26 protein-coding genes are annotated in these 18661 nt (G+C 31.0%); 12 read left to right on the forward strand and 14 right to left on the reverse strand.

Annotation, left to right across the window (positions count from 1 at the left end; all coding sequences use genetic code 11):
* Positions 1-520: 520 nt before the first annotated feature.
* The 3 genes from AC6EI2_RS00630 to AC6EI2_RS00640 all read left to right on the forward strand — a co-directional run bounded on the left by AC6EI2_RS00630 (position 521) and on the right by AC6EI2_RS00640 (position 1260).
* The gene (locus AC6EI2_RS00630) at positions 521-700 is read left to right on the forward strand and encodes a DUF8633 family putative protein (RefSeq protein ID WP_498462510.1); all 180 of its coding nucleotides are present in this window, start codon (positions 521-523) and stop codon (positions 698-700) included.
* Between the two features lie 87 nt (positions 701-787).
* A complete protein-coding gene (locus AC6EI2_RS00635) occupies positions 788-934 on the forward strand; it encodes a hypothetical protein (protein ID WP_498462511.1) in 147 nt (48 codons plus the stop codon).
* Between the two features lie 167 nt (positions 935-1101).
* Positions 1102-1260: a hypothetical protein gene (locus tag AC6EI2_RS00640; RefSeq protein WP_498462512.1), complete on the forward strand. Its 159-nt coding sequence runs from the start codon at positions 1102-1104 to the stop codon at positions 1258-1260.
* Positions 1261-1407: 147 nt separating this feature from the next.
* Here the strand turns inward: AC6EI2_RS00640 and AC6EI2_RS00645 are convergent, their stop codons facing one another.
* From AC6EI2_RS00645 to AC6EI2_RS00660, 4 genes are all read right to left on the reverse strand, one after another.
* A complete protein-coding gene (locus AC6EI2_RS00645) occupies positions 1408-1584 on the reverse strand; it encodes a hypothetical protein (RefSeq protein WP_498462513.1) in 177 nt (58 codons plus the stop codon).
* Positions 1585-2214: 630 nt separating this feature from the next.
* A complete protein-coding gene (locus tag AC6EI2_RS00650; RefSeq protein ID WP_498462514.1) occupies positions 2215-2670 on the reverse strand; it encodes a hypothetical protein in 456 nt (151 codons plus the stop codon).
* Positions 2671-2901: 231 nt separating this feature from the next.
* Positions 2902-3303 carry a DUF1824 family protein gene (locus tag AC6EI2_RS00655; RefSeq protein WP_498462515.1) on the reverse strand — a complete coding sequence of 134 codons (402 nt, stop codon included), beginning with the start codon at positions 3301-3303 and terminating at the stop codon, positions 2902-2904.
* 221 nt (positions 3304-3524) lie between these two features.
* Positions 3525-3716, reverse strand: coding sequence for a hypothetical protein (locus tag AC6EI2_RS00660; protein ID WP_498462516.1), 192 nt, complete (start codon positions 3714-3716; stop codon positions 3525-3527).
* Positions 3717-3864: 148 nt separating this feature from the next.
* Between AC6EI2_RS00660 and AC6EI2_RS00665 the strand changes: the two genes are divergently transcribed.
* From AC6EI2_RS00665 to AC6EI2_RS00680, 4 genes are all read left to right on the forward strand, one after another.
* A complete protein-coding gene (locus AC6EI2_RS00665; protein ID WP_498462517.1) occupies positions 3865-4140 on the forward strand; it encodes a DUF1651 domain-containing protein in 276 nt (91 codons plus the stop codon).
* A 715-nt stretch (positions 4141-4855) separates the two neighbouring features.
* Positions 4856-5707 carry a hypothetical protein gene (locus AC6EI2_RS00670; protein WP_498462518.1) on the forward strand — a complete coding sequence of 284 codons (852 nt, stop codon included), beginning with the start codon at positions 4856-4858 and terminating at the stop codon, positions 5705-5707.
* A gap of 453 nt (positions 5708-6160) precedes the next feature.
* Complete coding sequence (locus tag AC6EI2_RS00675) at positions 6161-6364, forward strand: hypothetical protein (RefSeq protein WP_498462519.1); 204 nt, start codon at positions 6161-6163, stop codon at positions 6362-6364.
* A gap of 124 nt (positions 6365-6488) precedes the next feature.
* Positions 6489-6824 carry a hypothetical protein gene (locus AC6EI2_RS00680; RefSeq protein WP_498462520.1) on the forward strand — a complete coding sequence of 112 codons (336 nt, stop codon included), beginning with the start codon at positions 6489-6491 and terminating at the stop codon, positions 6822-6824.
* Positions 6825-6876: 52 nt separating this feature from the next.
* Here the strand turns inward: AC6EI2_RS00680 and AC6EI2_RS00685 are convergent, their stop codons facing one another.
* The 3 genes from AC6EI2_RS00685 to AC6EI2_RS00695 all read right to left on the reverse strand — a co-directional run bounded on the left by AC6EI2_RS00685 (position 6877) and on the right by AC6EI2_RS00695 (position 8225).
* Positions 6877-7140, reverse strand: a complete 264-nt coding sequence (locus AC6EI2_RS00685; RefSeq protein WP_498462521.1) for a DUF8674 family protein — start codon at positions 7138-7140, stop codon at positions 6877-6879.
* A gap of 520 nt (positions 7141-7660) precedes the next feature.
* A complete protein-coding gene (locus AC6EI2_RS00690; protein ID WP_498462522.1) occupies positions 7661-7837 on the reverse strand; it encodes a hypothetical protein in 177 nt (58 codons plus the stop codon).
* Positions 7838-8009: 172 nt separating this feature from the next.
* Positions 8010-8225 (reverse strand): DUF8635 family protein, encoded by a 216-nt coding sequence (locus AC6EI2_RS00695; protein WP_498462523.1) that lies wholly within the window; start codon positions 8223-8225, stop codon positions 8010-8012.
* A 180-nt stretch (positions 8226-8405) separates the two neighbouring features.
* Between AC6EI2_RS00695 and AC6EI2_RS00700 the strand changes: the two genes are divergently transcribed.
* Both AC6EI2_RS00700 and AC6EI2_RS00705 read left to right on the forward strand, forming a co-directional pair.
* On the forward strand, positions 8406-9626 hold the full coding sequence (locus tag AC6EI2_RS00700) for a BaiN/RdsA family NAD(P)/FAD-dependent oxidoreductase (RefSeq protein ID WP_498462524.1): 1221 nt from the start codon (positions 8406-8408) through the stop codon (positions 9624-9626).
* Between the two features lie 429 nt (positions 9627-10055).
* Positions 10056-10613 (forward strand): DoxX family protein, encoded by a 558-nt coding sequence (locus AC6EI2_RS00705; protein ID WP_498462525.1) that lies wholly within the window; start codon positions 10056-10058, stop codon positions 10611-10613.
* 17 nt (positions 10614-10630) lie between these two features.
* Here the strand turns inward: AC6EI2_RS00705 and AC6EI2_RS00710 are convergent, their stop codons facing one another.
* Positions 10631-10921 carry a hypothetical protein gene (locus AC6EI2_RS00710; RefSeq protein ID WP_498462526.1) on the reverse strand — a complete coding sequence of 97 codons (291 nt, stop codon included), beginning with the start codon at positions 10919-10921 and terminating at the stop codon, positions 10631-10633.
* Positions 10922-11200: 279 nt separating this feature from the next.
* Here AC6EI2_RS00710 and AC6EI2_RS00715 point away from each other — a divergent pair, with 279 nt between their 5' ends.
* A complete protein-coding gene (locus tag AC6EI2_RS00715) occupies positions 11201-11404 on the forward strand; it encodes a DUF8635 family protein (RefSeq protein ID WP_011293667.1) in 204 nt (67 codons plus the stop codon).
* 377 nt (positions 11405-11781) lie between these two features.
* Here AC6EI2_RS00715 and AC6EI2_RS00720 read toward each other — a convergent pair whose 3' ends face one another.
* Genes AC6EI2_RS00720 through mnmH form a run of 3 tightly spaced genes read right to left on the reverse strand, consistent with a single transcriptional unit; the run spans position 11782 to position 14301 of the window.
* Entirely contained in the window at positions 11782-12852 is a 1071-nt protein-coding gene (locus AC6EI2_RS00720; protein ID WP_498462527.1) for an AI-2E family transporter, read from the reverse strand.
* Positions 12853-12861: 9 nt separating this feature from the next.
* Positions 12862-13203, reverse strand: coding sequence for a photosystem II reaction center protein Psb28 (psb28, locus tag AC6EI2_RS00725; protein ID WP_498462528.1), 342 nt, complete (start codon positions 13201-13203; stop codon positions 12862-12864).
* A gap of 42 nt (positions 13204-13245) precedes the next feature.
* Complete coding sequence (gene mnmH, locus AC6EI2_RS00730; protein WP_498462529.1) at positions 13246-14301, reverse strand: tRNA 2-selenouridine(34) synthase MnmH; 1056 nt, start codon at positions 14299-14301, stop codon at positions 13246-13248.
* Between the two features lie 39 nt (positions 14302-14340).
* On the opposite strand from mnmH, the gene AC6EI2_RS00735 reads away from it, so the two are divergent.
* Positions 14341-15057 carry a GUN4 domain-containing protein gene (locus AC6EI2_RS00735; protein WP_498462530.1) on the forward strand — a complete coding sequence of 239 codons (717 nt, stop codon included), beginning with the start codon at positions 14341-14343 and terminating at the stop codon, positions 15055-15057.
* 130 nt (positions 15058-15187) lie between these two features.
* Positions 15188-15580, forward strand: a complete 393-nt coding sequence (locus AC6EI2_RS00740) for an ATP-binding protein (protein ID WP_498462531.1) — start codon at positions 15188-15190, stop codon at positions 15578-15580.
* 4 nt (positions 15581-15584) lie between these two features.
* On the opposite strand, the gene AC6EI2_RS00745 is transcribed toward AC6EI2_RS00740, so the two are convergent.
* The 3 genes from AC6EI2_RS00745 to glnA all read right to left on the reverse strand — a co-directional run bounded on the left by AC6EI2_RS00745 (position 15585) and on the right by glnA (position 18511).
* Positions 15585-15842: a DUF6439 family protein gene (locus tag AC6EI2_RS00745; protein WP_498462532.1), complete on the reverse strand. Its 258-nt coding sequence runs from the start codon at positions 15840-15842 to the stop codon at positions 15585-15587.
* A 45-nt stretch (positions 15843-15887) separates the two neighbouring features.
* Positions 15888-16949, reverse strand: coding sequence for a class I SAM-dependent methyltransferase (locus tag AC6EI2_RS00750; RefSeq protein WP_498462533.1), 1062 nt, complete (start codon positions 16947-16949; stop codon positions 15888-15890).
* A 140-nt stretch (positions 16950-17089) separates the two neighbouring features.
* A complete protein-coding gene (glnA, locus tag AC6EI2_RS00755) occupies positions 17090-18511 on the reverse strand; it encodes a type I glutamate--ammonia ligase (protein ID WP_498462534.1) in 1422 nt (473 codons plus the stop codon).
* Positions 18512-18661: the final 150 nt, after the last annotated feature.

Consider the following 18661-nt stretch of genomic DNA (forward strand, 5'->3'; position numbering starts at 1 on the left):
AATAAATCAAATCACTAATATATCTTTGTTCGGTTTTCACACACGGTATTCACTTCTTTTCGCTATATTGTTTAAAACTATTACTATTATTTAGTTTAAAAAACTTCTATTGAGTTTATCTTCGATGCAAAAAAAACAAACTCAACAATTTGCTAAGTTCTTTATTAAAGACCTAAAAGTTAAAACACACAAATATCAGAGTGAAAAATCTCAAATCTCTGAACTAAGTTCTTCATAGTCTAGTTAACAATTTATCTTTTTTCCTCAATTCAGATACAATTTTTTGTATCTGGGGTTTCCAGCATTTTTTTGGTTCAAAATTAGGCAAACACTTTTTTAATTAAAGACCATTCCTATTTAAGATAATTATTAAACTAAAATCTTTCACATAAAAACCAACTTAGTGTTTTATACGTGATCATTATTTTTAGATTTTTTTTATTTGAAAAATAAAAAAAATCTAAAAAAATATTAGGATTTTAAAAACTATGCAAATATAACTTAGTTTCATTTAAGTGAAATGACCAAACCCATTCAAAGAAAAACTACGCTTAAGTGGAGTCCTGATGGAGAATTATCTTCTATTGATATGACTAGAATAATTCAACTTCTTGCTAACAAGGAATTAACAGAATGTGCATTAGCATGTGATGCTAATAACAGATCTTCAGAGATATTATTTCACTTAAAAGAAAGTTGATAAGTGCATTTACCTAAAGAAGTTTTGTTAACTTATCGAGAAATTTAATCGTTCAATAGTATTCTTAGTTACTTCTGATTAAAAAATATGAAAACGGCACAAGACAGATATTTTGAATGTTTAGAAGTTTGTATTGAGGATGAGCAAGGAAAGTCTTGTCGTCAAGTATGTGCACCTATTTTGAATGATGATCCATATGATCATCCTACAGTTCCAATTATCAATAGTAAGTAAATACTTATTTCGGGAATATTAAATTTCTAGTCTTAATTAAATACAATTGAATATTTAAATAGTTAATTATTAATTCATAATAATTAATACGTTAATGGCCACTTTTTTGATTGGTAGTTTAATTATTAAATTGTTATGGCTATAATTGTATGACAAATTTATAGATCATGGATACACCTATTTCACATATCAATCTATTGAATGCAAGTCTAGCTTTGTACGTAATTGGTTATCAAATATCTATATGCACCGATTGGAGTTGGATCCCAATGAATAAGGAAGATTATCAACTACCTTATCAAGATAAATGGAGCCGTATTGGGTAAGAATTTACTTCAGAATATTCTTCATATGATTTTTTTATAAATAATAAAACTAGGAATAAATCATTAAAATCTTTTTGGCATATTCACTTAATTAATGTATTTAAATAGATATTGTTGCTATAGTAGACCTTAATAAACTGTGTAAGGTTAAATGTTCTGAACTACGTGAAACAAGCCAAATGAGTATCCACCAATAAGAATCCAACCTAATATTGCCGAAATAATAGTAGATCTTCTGTTATGCCTTCTTATGGCGCTTTCGATCATTTCATTTACATCTTCTCTGTTAATCAAACTTGTAGATTTTGGATTGGTAGAAGTCATAGTTTTATGTAAATTTGATGCTTTTAGATTAGATTTGAAATCTTGCCTAAAAAATTCCATTCAAAAAGGAATTTGCTTGTGGGAAAGAAGTCGTAAATAATCTCAAGTACGATGAGTTAAAGAAGAAAGAAACTTGTGTAAACATTTGTAAAGATCATAATAGATTTTTTTGCTGATCGTGTAGGTAAAATCACTTGATTATGATTTTCATCAAAGTTCTTTTTTTTTGCAGCAGAAATTTTGTGCGTATCGAGAATTTAATTGTATTTTCAAGAAAGCCCGATTTTCTCCGTTAATTCTGAAATGATTAATAGCCAGCTTATGCAGGAGATATTAGTGTTCAACTGTTATGTTTAAAGAAGTGTTCTAAATGCTGTCTTATTGGCTCACTGCTTTTGCTTTGAAGCTTAAATATATTAATCAGGTTTTGAAGTTAATTTTAAAGAGTAAATATAGGAAATAAAGTGACTTATTGAAGGCCAAATCTTAGCTAACATGTACCAGTGTATGGTTATTTCATGAGTTATTAAATAATATTAAAATATAAAATCGTTAAATCAATCCTGTAATGCTATTTAAAGACTAACTTGCTAGTTGTTGTTTAAGAGTGGATTATCTATTTATAAAAAGTTAAGAATTATTTTCGTTATTGTCTTTTTCATGCTTCTCTAATAGTTTTCTAGTAAGAAATGGATATGAAGCTTGATGCTTTTCCTTCCATTCTTTGTGTTCTTTTATCTGCTTTTTTAACTTCTCTAGACTTTCTTTTTCTTCTGGGTAAAACCTTTCTAAATATTCGGGACTTAGATTTATATTGCCCTCGAATTCATATACCATTTCTTCGAATGACTCGCATATTCCTAGTATATCTGCCATGAAATCCTCGAACTCATCGATATTTATTTCTTGAAGTACTTTCCTCAATTTACTTTGACTTGTTTCCTCAGGTTCCCATTCTTTTTTTAATACGTGTAATAGATTTAGTTGCCCAATCCTGTCAAGAAGATCCCATTTGGAGGCATCATCAGCGGAATAAAAATAAGAGCCATCACCAGACTGATAGAATTTTACTCTTTCTTTATCCATTTATACTGAAAAAAGATTCTATTAAACCTTCTCCAATAGGTTTTAAGTGGCAAAACATTTGCTTCATTAACTTAGCATTGAATTTTAGTGCTTTGTAATGTATAAAAAATTATTTTTGAATTATCATAATTACAATAGCATTTCTTTTGTCAGGAATCTATTTTTGTTTGTTTTTAGATTCAATTCTTTGAAGTATTCACATTGTATTCTGACTGATTAATTATAATTTTTTTATTCAAAGAAATCTAATGGAAAGGGACCAATAGTTTTTGAACTCAATAAATTATCATCATATTGACAGCTAATTAATATCCCTTCTCCCAATCCATATTCAATTCTTGCGTGAATTTCACCTGTTTTTTGATTCGCTTTTAAGAAGACTGGCCCTTCAGAATTTGGTAATGTGATGCATTTCATAGCTTTGTATTTAAATTTTTCTTCTAAGCTTCTAATTGCATTAAGTCCTTGTTGTAACGAAGGTGCCATAATTCCGATAGTTATCCAATTTGATTTTTTAACAAGATTCCTAAGTTCATTAAGAAGTTTTGTTGATTGTTTTTTATTTAATGTAGGGGCTGATCTCAATTTATCAAGATCTTCTAATTTGCATATTTTAAGGTCTTGATTTGACATTTATATTTAGATTTTAGATATTTTATCAGCTACATCTCACATTTGCTTTTGTTTAATTGTTTAATACTAATTTTATGTTTATTTAATTCAAGGTATTTCTAATTAGATTTATTAATAGTATCTAGTCTAAAATACATCAATATTGTATCCATGAAAAAATTATAAATTCTTTCTATAAGGATGTTCTTCAATTAATTATTGGAATATATATAGCCACCTATTCAATTAAGATTGTTCGATTCTTTTCTCCTTCTAGATTCATGGAGTATTTCCAGTTCATTATAGATATCACGTAATGTTTGTTGTATTTGCTCTGTCTTCTCTATCGCTCCAAGTGAGTTCATTGCTTTTAGAAGGCTTTCTTTAGCTTCTATCAAACCTCTACATTGGGGGCTGCCAGCTTCGGAGGACATCTTATTATGTTGATCCTAAAGATTATTATATCTATTTTACAACCTTTTTAAATATTTATTTTTTTACTTCTTCATCTTCACTTTAGATTCTGAGGCTTGACGAAACCTATTTTTTTATTTAAAAACACAAATAAGACTTTATTTTTTGATGGCAAAAGTAGAAAACTTAGAAGCTCCTATTGGTTGGCTCATAGATCCTCACAATAAATGGGCCATTCATTTTGATTTTAAAAAGGGATCAAATGAAAAGGAAATTAATACTACAGATTTCACTATAGATATGTGGGGAGTTGTTCCAAACGGAAAACCGATGAAGTTTAAAAGCAGAAGAAAGGTCACAAAACAGGACTCTCAAAAGACATGGCAGCAATTGATTGATTCCAATTGGGTTGAATTTGATTGCAAAACGACCATGACAGCATGAAACAAAATTAAGATTTTACATTCTTCTATTTACTAGTTATTATCAATTTGTTTATTTTATGGGTTTTAAAATTGCTATATACGTTAAACAAATTTTTCAAGCTATGTATCATATTTTCAGCTGTAATTTCCTCGTGGACATCAATTATTTTGTTGTCTAATTCAACATTTAATTTAGAAATTAAGGAATTAATAAATAAAATTTACCTTAATCAAAAGAATTTTATTTACAATGTAAATGATTTGTCTATTTTATTGTTGAAAGATGCCAAGCAACGTTTTTCTGAGAATGATAAAGACTTATTTAATAAATAAATCAACAAAAATAGATAAATAATTTAGATCCTTCAAATTTCATGGATAAATGAAAAAAACACTATTCATTTCCAAGTACCTATTTTTTTTCGTCAATTTATAAAATGATAAAGAATTTACCTTGCACTTTCTGGAATTATATTCAAGTATTTTTTCTTTGCATTTTTCTGTTCCCTTCAAATCTCGACTATGAGAAATGGCTGCTCTGACTACTCAATCTTACTTTTCAATGATATCCATGCCAGCTCTCTAGATGTGGTTGAATTTTAAAAATCTATTAATAATATTTCAACTAATTAAGTACATCTTAAATATACACTTACTAATTAATCAAGATTTAATCCACTTTTTTTAATAATTATGTTAAATTGTACAAAACTATCTATTTGCATGTACAGCGAATGAATGATATATTATCTAACTTTAATAATATAAGGACAGAAATATCTTTTAAATCATTTGATGAACTTCGCCGAATTTTATCTTTTTATCAAAGAAATAATCTGAATAAAATTAATATACCTTGTAAAAACAATTTAAAAAAAGATTTTCTATTAAAGTCCATTAAAATAGCAAAAGAAGAGTTTCCGAATGTTGATATTGTCCCTCATTTTAGTATTCTCCATGAATTCAGAAGAAATAGACAAAATACTCAGGATTCGTTTATTAAATTTCTACAGATTGTAAAATATTTGGGCTGTAACCAAATACTTCTTGTATCTGGTTCTCAAAAAAGGTCGACTTTAGATTCTGTTTCTGCTTTATCCTTTCTTAAGGATAATCCAGTATCTCATACTAAAGACTTATCTATTGGAGTAGCATTTAATCCTTATTTGCCTGCCTTTTTGTTTGAAGAAGAGATTATTAGACTGGAAAAGAAACTTGAATCCGGTTTAGTGGGCTCAGTTTGGATCCAATTTGGTACAGATCATAATCTTCTACAAAGCAGAATTAAAATATTAAAAAATATTATAAATAATACTATTAAAAATAAATTTAATAATTCAAATATTAAGTTTTTTGGGAGTATTTTAATTCCTTCAAAGCAATTTCTAGCTAGATTTAAGTACAGGCCATGGAAAGGAGTATATTGTTCTAATGAATTCTTAGAATCATTAGACTTTGCCAACAGCGTAGTGAAAGATATATTATTAATCTATGAACAGAATATGATCTATCCAATAATTGAAACTATGATTCTTTCGGATGATCAGCTTAAAACATTAAATAATAATTTTCTAAATAAATCGTAATAATAACTTAAAAACACAAAAATATGTTGGTCATTTTCATTTATTAAAAAAATTTATCTTTTCCTATTGTTCTCGTTGTTCAAATTATATATTTCCTTTTATTTTTGTATTAAGTCCTTTGATTGGATGAAGAGATCTTTTTCTCTTAGATTTTTTAAAAAATTGTATTATTGATTCAAAGTAATAAATCCTTTTGTCTTTTTCATTACTCTTATCTTTTTGTTGTTAGATAATATTTTTTCTTTGACAACAGTTGATTTCGATGCTTCCTTTAGTTATTTCAATATGAGTGTACCTGCGTTTTTTTATTTATTGTCGAATTTATCTAAGTCTTTATGGTTGTTCTTGTAATACCCATTACCTCTTTTAATTGCCTTGTATTTTTTTTAAGTTCAGACACTCTTCGCGGTCGAAGCAAAATTCCATTAATTTAATAGAAGGCGATATGAAAAAATGTTTTCATCACGAAAAAAACAAGTACAAAAGATCGTTCCTCAAACAAATTCTTTTGCAGCTGAGACCTTTTTATTACGGAGAGGCTCCGAGGCTACTCGCTATAAGGCTGTTGCATTGATGATGTTCATTGCTGGATTTGGATTGCTTACTTTAGGTACATGGGTACTCAATGATTTTAATTTTCTAACCTTCACCAACTAATAATTTATAGTTTTCTATATCTACTGTCTAATTCAAGCACTTTGAATATTTAATAGTTCTATTTAAATTTCTGATTCATATCAGTTTTTATCTTGTAGTCTAGTTTGGAGTCTGTGTTTTTTGAATGTCAAATTCTTGGGACAAATATTTTTCTCACTATTCTGACTGGGATCAGGCTCATTGCTTTAATGTAAGACTGGAACTGAAATTTGAAGAGAACATAAAGAGCTTAGGTTATGTTGAATACGTTAATTCAGACGATTTGTACATACATGAACAAAATATTGCTAACAAAGCTTTCCCTAAAAGTAAAACATACATTAAAAATAAAAATGAGATAAAGTTGTCTTTTGAAGTCCCTTACGATTGGTCAATCGATACAGATTGGGAGGATAAAGCTCTTGTTCTGCTTGGATTGCCTGAAGAATGGGTCATAGACTCATCAGTTGAAGATAACTGAGCTTTTGAGTGCAACATTTTTAGATATGATTTGATAAATTTTTGATTTACTTCTAAGAATAGAAAATAAGCGCAAGTCCTTTTTGGGTGAGATGAAATTCTCTTTCTTCACGACTTAAATCCATAGATAATTCCTCCCCTTCTTTAATTGCTAGCTCATATGGAGGTTTTGAAGGAGAAATTCCTTTATAAATCGCTGCAATTCCTAGTGGAGTTGCATTCCATGCGAAATTAGCTGTCTCTCCAATTGGAGGCTGATTTAATGCTTCTTCAAGGAGACTCGATGAGTTTGATTTTGGGCGAGTTGTTGTTGTCATGTTTATATTTAAAATTTCTTATAAAAAAAACTTTTTGGGTGATCCTTAGAAGAACTAATACAACTACTTTCTAATCCATTGATTTGATTTATGCGTGATTTTTGTTGATCTCTGCACTCTTTAGAATACCTTCCTGTTTTCTTTTTTTAATCGGCTTAATTTTATCAATAATTTTAGATTATTCTTATTATTTATTTTGAATATTTTTTGAAACATAATGAACTGCTGAAACTGTTGAAATACCTATTGAATATAGTTTTCTCTTGGTCAAATAATGAAATCTTTGTCTGATATCAATTCATAATGATCCCTATAGTTGAAAGATGATCTATTTAGATTATTTTTCACTTAAAAAGTTTTTTATTATTAAATTATAGTTATCATCTCATTATAATTCTTTAGGGAAGATAGCCATTCCTTTTTTTATGAAGGGAGATTACATTTATTTAGTACAAAAAATTTGATTTACTTTACTTATCCGTGAATTTAAAATATCTTATTTATTTTTACTTATTATTTTTTATAAAATCCATTCATCTATCATTATTTGGGCTTTTTCCAGTTCATTATTAGCTTTATGCTCATTAATTCTTCTTAGCGCTGTAAATGCCATCTCTCCTTTTTCCCAAATAGTAAACCCACTCATAGGGTTTAGAAGATTAGATTCACCACTAGAGGTTGTATGATTTTTTGGCATTAGTTCAACAAAAAATAGGTATTTTTATGTTTGAGCTATATAGTTAGTACTTTCATTATTAGAATAGTCTACCAGGGTCACTTATATGGAAAAACAAAAAAGAGGTGAATATATTTTTTAAGTTTTTATGGTCAAGCAATGGATTTCTGAATTTATTAATTTGTTTGGCTTTTTAAAGTTTTTTGTCTTCAGGAAATTCAGGCTTCTCTTTCTTTTTTCTCCTACCGTCTGAAAGCTCTAGTAAAGTTGAAAGTTGCTCGTATACTGATCTTAGGGATGATAACTCAGGAAGTAGACCATCGTTCCTCAGGTCTTCATCCATGTATCTAAGCTCTTGTCTTACATACGAGAGAATAGATTTTGCTTCATCTCTTTTAGGGCCAGCCATATTTTTTAATTTTTTGAAAAGATACAACAAAAAAGAACTGAATTAAGATTTCAACTGCGTATCAAGACAATGTGTTTGTTGGTAAAATCTTCTGTTTAATTTAAATGAAGTCAACTTCTTTTATAATTTAAATAAAATGTATATTATTTATTTAAACTATAATTTACTGGAGTCTATCGCTTGGACGTATCAGATCTTGTCATTATTGGTGGTGGTGCTTCTGGCTTTATGGGAGCAATTACAGCTATTAATAACGGCATTGGTTCTGTTGTTGTACTAGAAGGTACCTCAAAAGTTCTTGAGAAAGTTAGAATTAGTGGTGGAGGTAGATGTAATTTAACGAACTCATGTTGGGATATTTATAATTTGGTAAATAATTATCCTAGAGGGGAAAAACAACTTATAGGCTTGTTTAATAGATTTTCTACAGTCGAAGCATTTGATTGGTTTCAAAAAAAAGGACTTAGTCTTAAGATAGAGAAGGATGGACGTGTATTTCCTCGTTCTGATTCTTCTGAAGACGTAATAAAATGTTTAAAAGCTGTTGCAAAAAAATCTGGCGTAAAGATAATTACTAATTCTCATGTGAAGAAAATAACAAAAAAAAAAAATTGTTTTAATTTATTAGTTAAAGGTGATAATTACTTTGAGGCTAAAAATATTTTAATTTGTACTGGGAGCCATCCCAGTGGGCGTAGACTGGCTTTAAGCCTTGGTCACTCAATTGTTCAGCCTGTGCCATCTCTTTTTTCATTATCAACCTCTGAAAAATCATTAACTTCTTGTTCAGGCATAACTTTAAATGTTCACGCTGAACTTACCGTTAACAATAAAAAGTATGCTGAAAAAGGTTCTATCCTTATTACCCATAAAGGCTTTAGTGGCCCTGTCGTTTTACGCCTTTCTGCATTTAGTGCTAGAAATTTATATTCAAATAAATATAAGGGTGAACTAAGAATAAATTGGCTTTGTATGAGTGAAAGTCAGGTTAGGAAAAAACTTGATTTGTATAAATTAGAAAATGGTAAGAAGGTGGTAATTAATAATAAACCATTTCATAATTTTCCAAGAAGCCTATGGAGATCACTTCTTTTAACCTTAAACATTGAGAGTAAATTAAAATGGGCAGATTTATCTAAAAGCCAAATATATTCGATAGTAAAATGTTTAATTATGAATAGTTATTTAATAAATAGTCGTGGTCCTTATGGAGAAGAATTTGTAACTGCTGGTGGGGTATCTCTTGATGAAATTAATTTTAAAACCATGGAAAGTAAAATTTGTGAGGGTTTATTTTTTGCAGGCGAGGTGTTAGATATTGATGGTGTTACGGGTGGTTTTAACTTTCAGCATTGTTGGACAAGTGCTTGGGTAGCAGGAAATGGAATTCCGGTTAAATGAATAAAAACGTTATTTGATTTTATACGATAAGTTTAACCAAGCGAAGCAATCAAAGCAGGTATAGCAATTATTATAATTCCTATGGATGCTGTAGCCGCAAGAAGAGATGTGCTCACGAGTACTTATAAATTTTTCAAAATTTTAATACCCCACTTGAAATCTTGTTGTGAGTATTAATACTTTTTAAGGTAATTATTTACTCTACTTGAGAGACTTTGAACTCTTGATAAAACAATTCTTTGTTTAAACTTTTTAAAAATTTCAATCCTGAATTAATTTGTTCATTGGTTCTCAAATTATTATGGTTTTGGACACAAGTACATCAGCCGTTCGATAAGTATTAATACTTATCATCCTCTTTGACGCACCTTGTATCCACACTTTGCATGCGTCTGCAATTAAAGTTCATGTTAGTGAATTTAGGTCAAATTGCTTAGTTCCATCATCTATAAAACCATATTTAAGGATTTGGCAATCCTTATTTTGAGAGTTTTTACTGGTGCGTTGCTTATCCACCATGGATTTGAAAAATTAAATGATATAAATAATTTTGCTGAGGCTTTTGTGCGTCCTCTTCACTTGCCTTTCCCTATTACTCTTTCTTACTTGGCTGCTGCTTCCGAGATCGTTGGAAGTTGGTCATTGATAATTGGCCTTGGTACAAGGCTAGGGGCTACTGCAATTTTAGGTACAATGAGTGTGGCCATCTATCATGCTTTAGTTACTTCAGGTTTTAATATTTATTTATTAGAGCTACTTGCTCTGTATTTTTCTTCTGCTATCTCAATAATTTGCTTAGGACCTGGAAGGTTCTCAGCTGATTATCTCATTAATGAAGTTTTTATTAACAAATCAAACCCTGTCTCATTGACGTCCAACAAGAAAACAACTCAGAATAAAGAGCTCAGTAATACGAAAGATACTATGAAAAAAACAAAGCAAGACAAATTCTTTGAATTTCCTTTCTCTAGTTTCTTGTCATCTTGAGTACATATTTATTGTTTTCAGCTAGTTTCTCTTTTTTTCATTGATAGGTAAAACCACATCCAAGTAGGTAAAGTAATAAAAAAGCCAATTAAAAATATATAACTTTTTGTAGTTGCCCACGAAGCTTCATAACAACTTTCTTTGATCTCTCTAGTGCTTGTAACTTTTGAGCTCAAGGTTCTACAAATATTAAGTCCATGAATGCTCAGAGTTCCATAAGTTATGGCAGTGGGTACAGTAGCTAGGAATATTGCAATTATTAAATTGCCTATTCTCAGGTTGAGTTCTTTTCTTTTTTTATAATCCATGTATATATTCTTAACCATCTATTAGGTATAGCCCAGTATAGTTCTTATTTTTTTACAAAATAGGAATTAAGCTTTCTTAAAAGTGTTTTGAATTAATCGGGCTCGCATATAGAGAAGTTGATTCTGGTTAATTTTTCATAATCATTATTTTATAAATAATTAAGTGTTTTTGAAAAATTTTGATTTAGTCGAACTTTATAAACTTTGTAAAAATCCAGACGCTTATCATACTTATCTTAAGCTAAAATAAAATATTGAAGCAATTTAATCTATTTTATAATGTCTACTAGTAAGAGAGAGGAAGTTAGTTCTCATTTGCGTTATATCAGGCAGGAACTTCGAGACTTAGATCAAATGCTTGGTCAATACGGCTTGTTGCCTGAGTTATCAGAGCTTAAAGAGGTATATAATTCCTTGGATGCTTTACATCAATTGCTTTCAGGTAAAGTTAAAAAGAAACCCAAGCCTGAATTTGATGATTAATAAAATTAACTAGTTAACAATTAGTATTTTGAATTATTTCTTAGTGGATTAATAGATTAATTTTAAATTTTATATAATTAATATTATATATTTGTGCTTGCAAAAAAAAGAAAGACTAACAACATAAAAACAAGATAATCAACCAAGCAAATGACTGTAGAAACTTGGATAAATCATTATAACGAGTGGAATGATTGAAAATAAATCATATTGATTGACGAGGTCCTTAAAATTCAATCACAGGCATGTCTTTTGAACTCAAGGTGGTGTGAATTGATGGATTTGAGAAAAGAAATGTATCTGAAAATTCAGTAAAAGAAATTTCTTTAGGGACTGATATTTGGGAAGCATAACAATCGTTTCTATCTTTTTTAGGCTTAGTTAGAAGGATAATTTCTTTCTAAAATGTCATGAACAATTACTTCTTTCACAAATACTTGGATTACAACAGCCATTGGAATTGCTAATAACAAACCTATTGGGCCAAAAAGGATAGTAAATATAAATTGCGCGGTAATTGTTAGTCCAGGAAGTAATTTAACTTGTTTGTGCATTATTGAAGGTGTTATTACATAGCTTTCAATATTTTGAATTACGATGTATAGGCCTAAAACAGCAAATGATTTCCATGGGGTATCTAGTAAAGCAACAGAAAGAGGGAAAATGGTACTAATTGTTGGCCCTACATTTGGGATAACATTTAAAATACCCGCGATTAAAGCATTAGCTATTACTAATTTTATTCCCAATAAATACAGTCCAATAGAAGCAAGTATCGCTACACATATTGAGCTAAGTACAACACCGGCCATCCAACTACTTAAGGCATTACCACACGTGGATAAAATTGTTCTTGCTCGCCTTCTATAAAATGAAGGGACTAACAATATAGAAACTTCTCTATATGAATTTGGCTGTAAAGCTATCATTAATCCAACAGACACTATAAATAATAGTTGAATAATTCCTATGCCAACATTACTTGCTAAATTTATTAATTTTGTAATGCTATCTGTTACACCACTGGCAAGGGTTGCACTGTCTGGGATAATACTAAACTGATTCGATAATAATGTCCTATCAGTTAGGTTTGGAATACTATCTTTATATATGATTTCTGCAAAATTAAAAAATGAATTTATTATAAGCTCCCATAGCTTGCTTGCTGCTGATGGTATCTGATTTATTAGCTCCTGAAATTCACTGGTGAACTGAGGTATTATTAAAACTATTAAAACACTTGATATTATTACTATAGATATTAGTGTTATTCCTAAAGAAATCCATCTTGGTATATGAAAAAATTCACGAATCTTGCCAGTAATAGTGCATAGCGCCATTGCTATAACTATCGAAGCAAAAAATAGTATAATTATTTCTCTTAAGCTCCATAAAATTAATAAAGAAATGATTAAAGATGTAAAAGATAATAAGTTAGTTAGTTTCAATTTTGGAGTTTAATTATTAGTCAATGAATTTGCATATCTTATAGAAAATCGCATGAATCTTTCAAATTCTTTTTCTGTATTCCAGCTGTATGTTGATGTTACTTCTTTAATATAATTTCCTGAAATATACAAATCAATTTTTTTTGTTAGAAGCTCACCTTCTTGATCAATTAAATACATTTTTTTTATCGATTTGAAGTTTTCTAGTGTGATTGTTTTAGGGGTGAAAAATTTATATACCGCTTTACCTTTTTTGCCATCCAAGTCTCTGAACATACGTATTTCAGGATGATCTTTTTCCCTTTCTCCTTTCACAAATTGAATTGAAACAGTCTCTTGGATTTCTTTCATCTCTCCTTTAGATGCTATAGATAGATATCCTCTTGTATGAAACTATAAGGGATTGAGGTTCATCTTTAAGATTTTAGTTAAAGATGATTTTAAACTTAGGCCGCTTAGATCAATAGAGTCTATATTTTTTGTTTTTTTAAGTTCGTATTCATAGCATCTATCGTAATAATCCAGCATTGCTTCACAGGCTTTTGGCCATTCTTTTCGCTTAATCGAAAGTAGTGCTTCTTTTGTTCTTTGTGGACCTAATCTTTTTTGTATTCTCTCTACAGCTTCTTCTAATTCATTTTGAGAGTTTTGACTATAAAGATTGACTAAATTTTCTATACGCTCATTCTTAGTTTTTATTATTTCAAGAATTGGTGCTTTCTTCATTTTTAAATACAACATATTTGGTATGCGACATTTACCTAAATTAGAACTTTCAGCCTCTATCCATATCTCAACAGCTTTGTTATTTTTGTGAAATTCATCAAGAGACTCTGCGAGGATGTTTTCAAATTGTTGAGTTGTAGGTTGCTTCTTCATCCCTAATGAACCAAAACTACTTCCTCTATGATTGGCAATTCCTTCTAAATCAATGACATGTATATCTTCTTTATTGATGTAATTGAGTAAATCTGTTTTTCTTGTACCTGTTTTACCTCCTATTAGTCTTATTGGTAAATCAGCCTCAAACTGATTTAAAACCCATTTCCTATAACTTTTATATCCACCTTCTAATAAATAGGTCTTAATTCCAATTGTTCTTGCAAGCCATGCAAAAGCTCCAGATCTCATTCCACCTCTCCAGCAATAAATTCTTAATGAGTTATCTCCCCCCTTCTTTTCTGAAATTGTTTTTATCATTATGTCCAGTAGTTTTGAAGTACTTGGGAGTGTCACTTTTAAACCATTAAGGACTGCTTTTAAGCGACTCTCTCTTTTATAGCTTTTCCCTATCGTCTCTCTTTCCAAATCAGAAAACAAAGGAATATTGATAGCGCCTGGCCAATGACCTTGAGAAAATTCGTTAGGACTTCTTACATCAACTATTGGGCTGGTTAAATTTCGAAAATCCGTTACGGGATAACCTGAATTGGTAGGTTTCTCTGACATAGTATTAGTGCTTAGGTCATTTTAGGCCGGCAGTAGATTATGACTGAAGAAAAATCACATCCAAATAAAGAAAGCATAGAGGAGTTCTTGGAGTCTTTCATAATGGCTTCAGAAAGGAAGCAGCTTGGCTTATTGAATGTTTTAGAAGAACGGGTTGAGGAGCTTCTTTCCCTAGGATCGTCTTTAATGTCTAGATTCGATCCCTGTGCCTGTGACTGGGTTGCTGGTTTTATTTTGCAACTAATTCATAAAACGGATAAGGATTTTATAAAAAATACTCTTAATTGCGAGGATTTTTCTTGGTTCACAGCATCTTCAGAAGTTGGGTTTGATTATTCACCTTTACAGCAATATTTATTAAATGAAAGTTTTGAGGATGCTGACCGTTTTACAAGCTCAAAACTTAGAGAGCTTGCAGGGGAAAAGGCAGTAAAAAGAGGATATGTTTATTTTTCTGAGGTCGAATTAATACCTACAATTGATTTATCAACTTTGAATAAATTGTGGATAATCTATTCTAGAGGGAAATTTGGTTTTACAGTTCAAGCAAGAATACTAGATTCCGTAGGTGGAAGATATGACAAACTTTGGCCTCGAATAGGATGGAAAAAAGATGGGGTTTGGACTAGATATCCCAAAGCATTTAATTGGTCCATTGAAGCACCAAACGGTCATATGCCATTAGTTAACCAGCTTAGAGGAGTTCGATTGATGGATGCCTTGCTAAATCATCAAGCATTAAAAGATAAAACCTAACCATTTAATTATGAATGTTTAATTTTTCATCACATAATACTATTTATGACCTAAATTTAATTTATGAATTTTATTTATATACTAATTCTTTGTTCAGAAAATTAATTTACTAAAGATGTTTTAATTAATTGTGGAGCCTTCTAAAAACTGGGCTGTATTTATTCAACCCTCTACTTTACAACTAGCATCATTTGTTGAGACTCTTTTAGAGCCTGTGATATGCAAAGAAACTGCAAAAAAAGTTGAATTGGGTTTGCATGAGGCTCTTGTTAACGCTGTTGTTCACGGAAACTTATCTAATCCTAATAAAGTCGTTCGAGTTAGAAGAATCCTTACTCCCAAATGGTTTGTATGGCAAATTCAAGACGAAGGAATTGGCATAGTTAAAAACAAAAGGCTAAATTCTTTACCTCAAGAAATTGATGCAAATAGTGGAAGAGGAATATATTTAATTCATAAATGTTTTGATGATGTTAGATGGAGTAATAAAGGAAATAGATTGCAACTATCACTAAAAAAGTAATGCTCTAGTGGTTTTTACATCCTGTATCTCTTACCTCTTCTTTTATCCATAAGATTGCTTGATTGAGTAAGTTTTCTATTTCTATTTCGTCTCCATCATTAATTAATTGTGATATTGCAGAAATAATTAACTCAGCGCTTCTTCTTCTTTTATTTCCCCTGAGTTCATGCCAATTATAGTTATTAATACTAATTTCCCTGTGAAGATCTTTAGTTAAAGATTTGGCTTTCTCTGACCAGATGCATTTATTTTTTTTGACCATAATACTAAGTTTGTTTAAGGCGTTTTCAGATACTATTTTATAAAATTAAAATGGTTTGTTCGCTTTCCATACTTTAGTCATGAAATGCGATTCAGAAGTTATTGATGAAAACCCAGTTTCATTTAATCTTAAATTTATATCGTCTATTATGTAGTCCCTGTAATAAGGTTCATGAAATATTTTATGAAAGTTTTCCATAATTGAAGTAAATTTTGGAGAATCCTCTATCTGTATGGAGTCAGCAAGAACAAGAGTTCCTCCAGGCTCTAGCAACCTAAAGCATTCATTCAAAACATTCTGTCGTGCATCTCTAGGAAGCTCATGAAAAAGGAAAACACAAGTCAATGCTTGAAAACTGCTTGATGAGTAAGGCATATTTTCTGCATTTCCTTTTGTAAGTTGGACGAGATCACCACTTCTCGAACTTAGATATTTACTAGCCTGTTTTAGGTATGAACCTGATAAGTCCAGACCATACAGTTCTACTTCAGGTAAAGCACTTTGTATTTGCTGGAGAGTTCTTCCTGTCCCAGTAGCAATATCTAAAACTTTTACTTTTTTTGAGCTTTCAGATAAATATTTTTTTAGACCACTTTTTAAAGGAGATAAAATTCTTCTTCGCATAGCATCGGCTGTTCCGTTAAAAAGTATTTCAACTTGTAAGTCGTAAATTTCAGCGGAATGATCACTTAAATATCCATCTGTTTGATGATGAAAATTTTGTAAATAGTAACTTGGGTAATCTTCTTCATTAACATTTCGCGGAATTTCTCTCGTTTTGTTCTTTTTACGTCTTTCCCAAGTTTTGGGCATATCAAGCCAAATTAAAGGATATTTTTTTGCCCATTCCAACCAAGGTGCTTCGAAAAGTTGAGATTTTGGATAAATGCCTGCCTCTGCTTCTTGCCAATCAACTTTTTCAAGTCTTTCCATCGATCTTCTAACTTCTTTTAATAACTCTTGATCGATTGAAAAATTATCGGGAACAACTTCCGGTGCAAAAACTTCCATTAATTTATTACTCAACTCTTTATGAGCTAAGCCAGCCAGTGTTTTCCCCTGTTGAAGAGTGTGATAAGCAAATTTCTTAAGGCTTGGCGTTGCCATAAACCGTTGTATATTTTTTTTATTATCTAACAGATTCGATTGATTAGTGACCAGCTAACTAAAAAAAAAATTAAGGACAATGCAAAATTCTTGCTTTGGCCCTAATTTTTTAGCTCTAATTTTATAGTCAAGAGTTTGTTTTAGGCGTCGTAGTACATAGTGAATTCATGAGGGTGAGGTCTTTGTCTTAACTGTTGAACTTCTTCGTATTTAAGATCTATCCAATTGTCAATGAAATCATTAGTAAATACTCCTCCTTCAGTTAAATATTTGTTGTCACTTTTCAATGCCTCCAATGCATCATTCAACGAGGATGGAACAGTATCTATTTTTGATAATTCTTCTGAAGGAAGTTCGAAAAGATCAACATCAACTCCATCACCAGGATCGATTTGATTTTTGATCCCATCAATACCTGCCATCATCATTGCAGAGAAAGCAATATAAGGGTTGGCTAATGCATCACCGGATCGGAATTCAAGTCTCTTTGCTTTTGGACTTGGCCCAGTCAAAGGAATTCTGACAGCCGCTGATCTATTGCCCTGTGAATAAACTAAATTAACAGGTGCTTCAAAACCAGGAACTAATCTTTTATAACTGTTGGTAGTTGGGTTTGTGAATGCAAGGAATGAAGGCGCATGTTTCAGGATCCCTCCTATGTACCATTTAGCTGTTTGAGATAAATTTGCATAAGTACCTTCTCCGAAGAATAAAGGCTGACCACTTTTCCATAAACTTTGATGAACATGCATTCCTGTTCCATTGTCATTGAAAACTGGCTTAGGCATGAAAGTTGCGGTCTTGCCATATTTCTTGGCTACATTTCTGACTATATATTTATAAATCATCACATTGTCTGCAGCGTTGATTAAGGGTGCGAATTTCATCCCTAGTTCATGCTGCCCAGCTCCTGCTACTTCATGGTGATGTTTTTCAATAGGTATTCCTAGTTCACCCATCAAAAGAAGCATTTCAGACCTCATGTCTTGAGCGGTGTCATTTGGAGAGACAGGGAAATATCCTTCTTTGAGTTGAATCTTGTATCCAAGGTTGCCACCCTCCTCAACTCTACCTGTGTTCCATGGAGCTTCAATGGTGTCTACGCTATAAAAACTCCCGCCTTCACCTGAATTATATCGAACGTCATCAAAAATAAAGAATTCTGGTTCAGGGCCAAAGAATGCAGCATCTGCGACACTAGTGCTTCCTAAATAATCCAATGCTTTTTGTGCCAAAGCTCTTGGACACCTGGAATATGGTTCTCCACTTCTTGGCTCCTGAATTGAGCAAATTAAGCTAAGAGTTTTGTGATGGTAGAAAGGGTCTATCCAGCTTGTCGATGGATCTGGAACCATTGCCATATCTGATTCGTTTATGGCTTTCCATCCGCGAATAGAAGAACCATCAAAAGCTAGACCTTCTGAGAAAGAGCTCTCTTCAATAAGATCTGAGGTTACGGTTAAATGTTGCCATTTGCCATGCAAGTCAGTGAATTTTAGATCTATTAGCTCAATGCCTTCATCCTTTATTTGACGAAGAACATCTTGAGAGGTCTTGCTCATGATGAATTTGATTTACAACATAGTTAATCAATTATGAACGTAATAAGCGCTTGCATCTTTTTTTGTATCAAGAAGCACTTTTTTTAGATTTTTAACAGAAAAATATGATTGTTTTTTGGCTTCTAGGGCACATCTAGCAAATTCCTATTG

The organism is Prochlorococcus sp. MIT2302 (assembly GCF_059772385.1).

Coding starts and splice junctions, on each gene's coding strand:
- AC6EI2_RS00630 (WP_498462510.1), top strand. CDS start 521: ATGACCAAACCCATTCAAAGAAAAACTACGCTTAAGTGGAGTCCTGAT.
- AC6EI2_RS00635 (WP_498462511.1), top strand. CDS start 788: ATGAAAACGGCACAAGACAGATATTTTGAATGTTTAGAAGTTTGTATT.
- AC6EI2_RS00640 (WP_498462512.1), top strand. CDS start 1,102: ATGGATACACCTATTTCACATATCAATCTATTGAATGCAAGTCTAGCT.
- AC6EI2_RS00645 (WP_498462513.1), bottom strand. CDS start 1,584: ATGACTTCTACCAATCCAAAATCTACAAGTTTGATTAACAGAGAAGAT.
- AC6EI2_RS00650 (WP_498462514.1), bottom strand. CDS start 2,670: ATGGATAAAGAAAGAGTAAAATTCTATCAGTCTGGTGATGGCTCTTAT.
- AC6EI2_RS00655 (WP_498462515.1), bottom strand. CDS start 3,303: ATGTCAAATCAAGACCTTAAAATATGCAAATTAGAAGATCTTGATAAA.
- AC6EI2_RS00660 (WP_498462516.1), bottom strand. CDS start 3,716: ATGTCCTCCGAAGCTGGCAGCCCCCAATGTAGAGGTTTGATAGAAGCT.
- AC6EI2_RS00665 (WP_498462517.1), top strand. CDS start 3,865: ATGGCAAAAGTAGAAAACTTAGAAGCTCCTATTGGTTGGCTCATAGAT.
- AC6EI2_RS00670 (WP_498462518.1), top strand. CDS start 4,856: ATGAATGATATATTATCTAACTTTAATAATATAAGGACAGAAATATCT.
- AC6EI2_RS00675 (WP_498462519.1), top strand. CDS start 6,161: ATGTTTTCATCACGAAAAAAACAAGTACAAAAGATCGTTCCTCAAACA.
- AC6EI2_RS00680 (WP_498462520.1), top strand. CDS start 6,489: ATGTCAAATTCTTGGGACAAATATTTTTCTCACTATTCTGACTGGGAT.
- AC6EI2_RS00685 (WP_498462521.1), bottom strand. CDS start 7,140: ATGACAACAACAACTCGCCCAAAATCAAACTCATCGAGTCTCCTTGAA.
- AC6EI2_RS00690 (WP_498462522.1), bottom strand. CDS start 7,837: ATGCCAAAAAATCATACAACCTCTAGTGGTGAATCTAATCTTCTAAAC.
- AC6EI2_RS00695 (WP_498462523.1), bottom strand. CDS start 8,225: ATGGCTGGCCCTAAAAGAGATGAAGCAAAATCTATTCTCTCGTATGTA.
- AC6EI2_RS00710 (WP_498462526.1), bottom strand. CDS start 10,921: ATGGATTATAAAAAAAGAAAAGAACTCAACCTGAGAATAGGCAATTTA.
- AC6EI2_RS00715 (WP_011293667.1), top strand. CDS start 11,201: ATGTCTACTAGTAAGAGAGAGGAAGTTAGTTCTCATTTGCGTTATATC.
- psb28 (WP_498462528.1), bottom strand. CDS start 13,203: ATGAAAGAAATCCAAGAGACTGTTTCAATTCAATTTGTGAAAGGAGAA.
- mnmH (WP_498462529.1), bottom strand. CDS start 14,301: ATGTCAGAGAAACCTACCAATTCAGGTTATCCCGTAACGGATTTTCGA.
- AC6EI2_RS00735 (WP_498462530.1), top strand. CDS start 14,341: ATGACTGAAGAAAAATCACATCCAAATAAAGAAAGCATAGAGGAGTTC.
- AC6EI2_RS00745 (WP_498462532.1), bottom strand. CDS start 15,842: ATGGTCAAAAAAAATAAATGCATCTGGTCAGAGAAAGCCAAATCTTTA.
- AC6EI2_RS00750 (WP_498462533.1), bottom strand. CDS start 16,949: ATGGCAACGCCAAGCCTTAAGAAATTTGCTTATCACACTCTTCAACAG.
- glnA (WP_498462534.1), bottom strand. CDS start 18,511: ATGAGCAAGACCTCTCAAGATGTTCTTCGTCAAATAAAGGATGAAGGC.